This is a genomic window from Paucidesulfovibrio gracilis DSM 16080, from assembly GCF_900167125.1.
Classification (GTDB): Bacteria; Desulfobacterota; Desulfovibrionia; order Desulfovibrionales; family Desulfovibrionaceae; genus Paucidesulfovibrio; species Paucidesulfovibrio gracilis.
In genome coordinates this window covers 1-5,533 of sequence record NZ_FUYC01000041.1, presented here as the reverse complement: position 1 = coordinate 5,533, position 5,533 = coordinate 1, and the positions used below count along the sequence as shown (strand labels likewise).

4 protein-coding genes are annotated in these 5,533 nt (G+C 61.5%); 2 read left to right on the top strand and 2 right to left on the bottom strand.

The window, feature by feature from the left end; genetic code table 11:
* Positions 1-476 (bottom strand): DUF3391 domain-containing protein (locus tag B5D49_RS14790; protein WP_144019534.1); only part of this gene is annotated, 476 nt, incomplete at its 3' end.
* Between the two features lie 37 nt (positions 477-513).
* Entirely contained in the window at positions 514-1,194 is a 681-nt protein-coding gene (locus tag B5D49_RS14465) for an HAD family hydrolase (RefSeq protein WP_144019532.1), read from the bottom strand.
* 83 nt (positions 1,195-1,277) lie between these two features.
* Here B5D49_RS14465 and B5D49_RS14460 point away from each other — a divergent pair, with 83 nt between their 5' ends.
* Together B5D49_RS14460 and B5D49_RS14455 are read left to right on the top strand one after the other, a co-directional pair.
* Positions 1,278-2,447 (top strand): geranylgeranyl reductase family protein, encoded by a 1,170-nt coding sequence (locus B5D49_RS14460; protein WP_159447262.1) that lies wholly within the window; start codon positions 1,278-1,280, stop codon positions 2,445-2,447.
* A gap of 644 nt (positions 2,448-3,091) precedes the next feature.
* Positions 3,092-5,371: a vitamin B12-dependent ribonucleotide reductase gene (locus B5D49_RS14455; protein ID WP_078718435.1), complete on the top strand. Its 2,280-nt coding sequence runs from the start codon at positions 3,092-3,094 to the stop codon at positions 5,369-5,371.
* Positions 5,372-5,533: the final 162 nt, after the last annotated feature.

The window sequence follows — 5,533 nt, the reverse complement described above, 5'->3', positions numbered from 1 at the left end:
GCCTTGCGGCGGGCCTGCTCTTCCGCTTGTTGCTTTGCCGCTTCCTCGGCGCGTTTCCGGGCCTCAGCCTCGGCACGTTCCCGGGCCTCAGCCTCGGCCTTTTTTTGCGCCTTTTGTTCCGCGGCACGACGGCGGGCCTCGCGCCGGGCCTGCTCCTCAGCGGCCTGTTCCCGTTGACGCTTTTCCCGGTCCTCCTGTTCCTGGGCGCGCGCCCGGGCATCACGCTCCGCCTGGACGCTTTCCCGCTCCGCTTGCTCTGTTTGCTCCCGTTGCCAGGCTTCGTAGTCAAATTCCGGATCAATCATCACTTCCGGCACATGGGCCGGGATCAAGCGTTCCACATCGGCCCAGGAATGGATGGGCTGGTTTACGATGGCGAACGGCTCCAGCTCTGTGCCGCGGCCATACTGCACCACGAACATGCCTTGCTTGAGGCTGATGCGCTTGACGTTCTTCATCCGCTTCGGCGTAGGCACAACCATTCTCCGTGTATAACCCGCCACCATTCCAGGGCTACGCCCCGGGCAGTGCCTTTTCGTCCAGCAACACCCGCAGCAGGGCTTGGACGTCCTCTTCCAAATAATCGGGTGCAAAATCGTGCAATGCGGCCCGGGTCATGTTGCCGCTGCACACCCCGGCAGTACGGCATCCCGCTTTTTGCCCGGCCACCAGATCCATGCCGTGGTCCCCGACCATGAGGGCGCGTTCCGGCGGGTGGCCGAGCATTTCCAGCGCCTGGAGCACATGCCCCGGATCCGGCTTCAAGGCCCGGGCGTCCTCGCGGGCCAAAAACGCCCCGCACCATTGCCCCACATCCGGAAAAACGGTTCGCACGGCCGCTGTGCTGTTGCGGGTCACAATGCCCACGCCCACGCCCCGGCTGCGAAGGTCGGCCAGCAGCTCACGGGTGAAGGGAAACAGGCCGCCCTCCCGGGCCGCGTCCAGCTCCGTGGCATTGACCACGAGCCGCCCCCGGCAATGAAATTCCAACGCCGTATCCCGGCCCTGACGCTCTTCCAGGTCCGCTGCCAGTTCATCCAACCATTCCAGCACCGGCACGTCGGCGGTCTCGGGCGGTTCGCCCAAAAACGCTTCGGCAAGGGCCGCCACCCGGCGCCGCATCAACGAAAAATCAATGGTCAAATGGGCCAGCGTGCCGTCAAAATCAAAAACCATGGCCGTTATGGGCTGCAATGTGGCTCCTTTTCCTTATACAACGTACCGCACACACTCGGAATCTTGCCTTAGTCGCCGCCTCGGGGTACAAATACGGTATTATGTCGGACGCGAGATTCTCCTCAAAAGCATATCAGGTACTGGTGGTGGGTGCCGGTCCCTGCGGTTGTGCCGCAGCCTTTACCCTGACGCGGGCCGGAGTCGATGTGGGCCTGCTGGACCGCGCCCCGTTTCCCCGCCCCAAACTCTGCGGCGGGCTGCTCACGGCCAAAACCGTTCAGGCCTTGGAGCATATTTTTCAATGCGATGTGGGCGAGCTTGCCCAGGCCGATGTCCTGGAAGCGCGAAGCCGAACCTACCGCATCCTGCACCGGAAGCACGTCCTGTGCAGCGGACAAACCCGGGATCCCTTTTTGCTCGCCCGGCGTGAACCCCTGGACGCCCTGCTGCTTGAACGCGCCGTGAACGCGGGTGTTTCCCTGCTTCAGGGGCGTGTCCTGCAATGTACTCCGGCCCGGGGGGAAGTGGCAACCGCAGAGGGCGAAGTTCTGCGTGCCGAATACCTCATCGGAGCGGATGGAGCGAACAGCCGCCTGCGCCGCGCCCTGAAACACGACAAGCAGCAGTGGCATGCCAACCTGGCCGATACCGTGGAAATCCGGCCGCCACGAAAAATACTGCCCGAACCGCTGGCCAGTCAGGATCACCCCAGCCTGCACCTGGGGTACACCAAAGACGGATACGGCTGGGTCTTCCCCAATCGGGAACACATGGTGCTCGGCATGTGCGGCTTGCGGTCGCAAACCTCGCTCATTGACGGCTTTCGGGCCATGCTCCGGTCCCTGCGGCTGGATCCGGACCGCCATGCCCCGTTCCGGGGGCATCCGCTCCCCTATGGCAACTGGCTGGCCGCTCCTTGCCGGGACCGGCTCCTGCTGGCGGGCGATGCGGCCGGATTCGTGGAACCGACCCTGGGCGAGGGAATTTTTTATGCCCTGTACACCGGGCATCACGCGGCCTTGTCCGTGCTGGATCAGCTGCACGGGCGCGGCAAAGCGGACGAGCAATACAAACGCCGACTGGAGCGCGATGTGCTGCCGGAGCTGCGCGGTTCGCTGCGCCTTCGCCGCACGCTGCGCACTGCGGTTTCCCTGCTGGGCTACGCGCCCATGCGCCCCCTCTTTTCCGTGGGCGGACACAGACTCGGAGACATGGTCCATGGTCGCCGATCCTATCAGTTGCTACGGCCCAAAATCTGGCAGTGGAACTGAGCACGGCACGTTTGTGTTTCGGCGCATGCGGCGTGGTCCAGGGTTTTCCCTCCCCAGGGCGCGCCGGATAGTGCCGCGGCTCTTTCGCGTCCATTTTGGCCGGTCCGCAACGCTCTTCCTCTGGGGTGACCATTCATCCGGCATCACCGCTACTCAATCTAGAAAAAAACTAGATAAAATAACGTATAATTCTGCCTTTTATTTTACCGTATTATTTGCACGTTCAAAAAAACGACAACCAAGCCGGGAGTTTCCCTTCCTGGATTTTCCCAAGAATCTTTCCTACTATGCCCATTCCTTCCGTTGCCGCCCAAAAGGAAAGCCCGCTTGGCCGATCCGGCCCGGATTTTCCTGAAAGCTGCTTCGTACATCGCGTCATAAGGGACGTGGGAACCGCTCCAGGCCGTGTGTACGCAGCATAACCAACCGGCTCCCGACAACGGAAACACACGGATTCGTACGATGCCGTCGGACCAATCCGACCATTGCAGACGTCATAACCGCAGGCCGCTCACACGTGCGGGATGCAAGGCGCAGAAAAAAGACAGCCCCAAGCCGCATGGATTATGCGGAACAGGCTGAAATTTGGAAGCAGCAACGCATCGCACGGCTTGAAAGCCGCCTGCCAAACCACACGGATACCCATGAGCCAATCGCAAAACAAAACCGCTTCCGCCCTGGGTCCGGCACTGCCCCTGCCGGACGGCCTGCCCGAACCCGAACTGAACCCCAATGCCGAAGTGGTGCTTGAACGCCGCTACCTGCGCAAGGACGGCCACGGCACACCCTATGAATCCCCCAGGGAACTCTTCTGGCGCGTGGCCTCTGTGGTGGCCGCCCAGGAACAGCAATACGAGCAGGGTCGTAACCCCGACGAGCTGGCCCGGCAGTTTTATGAACTCATGACCTCCTGGACCTTCCTGCCCAACTCGCCCACGCTCATGAACGCGGGAACCGAATTGGGCCAATTGGCCGCCTGCTTCGTGCTGCCCGTGGAAGACTCCATGGAAGGCATTTTCGACGCCGTGAAAAATGCGGCCATGATCCACAAATCCGGCGGCGGAACCGGATTCGCCTTCTCCCGCCTGCGTCCCAGCAATGCCTGCGTCGGCTCCACCGGCGGCGTGGCCTCCGGCCCGGTCTCGTTCATGAAAATCTTCAACACCGCCACCGAGCAGGTCAAACAAGGCGGCACCCGGCGCGGGGCCAACATGGCCATTCTGCGCGTGGATCACCCCGACGTGCTCCAGTTCATTTCCGCCAAAGAACGTGAAAATGAACTCAATAACTTCAACCTTTCCGTTGGATTGACCGAACGGTTCATGCGCGCTGTGGAGCAGGACGAGGAATACGCCCTGATCGCCCCGCACAATGGAAAAACCGTGCAGACCCTCAAGGCCCGCGAGGTCTTCAACCTGCTGGTACGGAAAGCCTGGGAATCCGGCGATCCCGGCATCGTGTTCCTGGACCGCATCAATCGGGACAACCCCACACCCGAACTGGGGGAAATCGAATCCACCAACCCCTGCGGTGAACAGCCCCTGCTGCCCTTTGAGGCATGCAATCTCGGCTCGCTTAACCTGGGCCGATTCGTGCTGCCGGGTGAAACCGCCAACGGCGGAGCCGATCTGGTGGACTGGGAACGCCTGCGTGAAACCGTGCACCTTTGCGTGCGTTTTTTGGACAACGTCATCGATGCCTCGCGCTACCCCCTGCAACGAATCACGGAAATGGTCGCTAAAACGCGAAAAATCGGACTCGGCGTCATGGGCTGGGCTGACATGCTCTACCAGCTCCGCCTGCCCTACGATTCCCGCCGCGCCGTGGAACTCGCGGAAAAAGTAATGGAATTCATCCGCGCTGAAGCACGCAGCGCCTCCAAACAGCTCGCCACCGAACGCGGACCCTTCCCCGCCTACGACAACTCCCTGTTCGGCAAACAAAACCTCGGTCCCTACCGCAACGCCACCACCACCACCGTGGCACCCACCGGCACCCTCTCCATCATCGCCGGCTGTTCCTCGGGCGTGGAACCCCTCTTCGCCCTCAGCTTCACCCGCAACGTCATGGATAATGATACCCTGACCGAGGCCAACCCCTACTTCGAACAAGCCCTGCGCGATACCGGCGCCTACAGCGAACAACTCATGCGCGAGGTCGCCCGCACCGGCACCATCCGCGACATGGATCACCTGCCCGAAGAATTGCGCCGCGTGTTCGTTACAGCCATGGATATGGAACCCCTCTGGCACCTCAACATGCAGGCCGCCTTCCAAAAATATACGGATAACGCGGTATCCAAAACCGTGAACCTGCCCAACGAGGCCACCCAGGACCACATCCGCGACATCTACTGGAAAGCCTACGAGCTGGGCTGCAAAGGCGTTACCGTGTACCGCTCCGGCTGCAAAAGCGTACAAGTGCTCTGCACAGGTGAAAAACAGGCCGAATCCGAAACCACCGAACAGCACCCCGTGCGCGACCGGCCCGACGTGGTCTTCGGCTTTACCCAAAAAGTGGAAACCGGACTCGGCACCCTCTACCTGACCATCAATGAAATGGACGGCGAACCCTTCGAGGTCTTCGCCACCATAGGAAAATCCGGCGGATCCACCACAGCCAAGGCCGAAGCCATCGGCAGACTCGTGTCCCTGGCACTGCGGTCCGGCGTGGGACCAAAAGCCATCGTGCAGCAACTCAAAGGAATTGTCGGCGAACACCCTAAATTCCAGAAAAAATACCTCTGTAAATCCATTCCCGACGCCATCGCCTGGGTCTTTGAAACCCGCTACCTGCAAGGCGAAAACGTGGACACCGGAAAAGGCTCCCTTTCCGCGCCCACCTGCCCGGATTGCGGAACCACCCTCGTATTCGAGGAAGGATGCCATATTTGTAAACAATGCGGCTTCTCACGCTGTGGATAAAGCATTGCCTCCGGCGGCCCTGCGGGGCTGAAAAGCATTGCCTCCGGCGGCCAAAGGGTCCGCGACCCTTTGGAATCCCTTTTCCCGGTCTCGCGCTGCGCGCGGCCGGGGGCATAGGGTGGGATGGAGTCCGGAGAGTGGCAAGGCGGAGCAGCGCGGCGG

Bases quoted from the DNA above. Each gene is read 5' to 3' on its own strand.
- B5D49_RS14460 (WP_159447262.1), top strand. From the start codon at position 1,278: ATGTCGGACGCGAGATTCTCCTCAAAAGCATATCAGGTACTGGTGGTG.
- B5D49_RS14455 (WP_078718435.1), top strand. From the start codon at position 3,092: ATGAGCCAATCGCAAAACAAAACCGCTTCCGCCCTGGGTCCGGCACTG.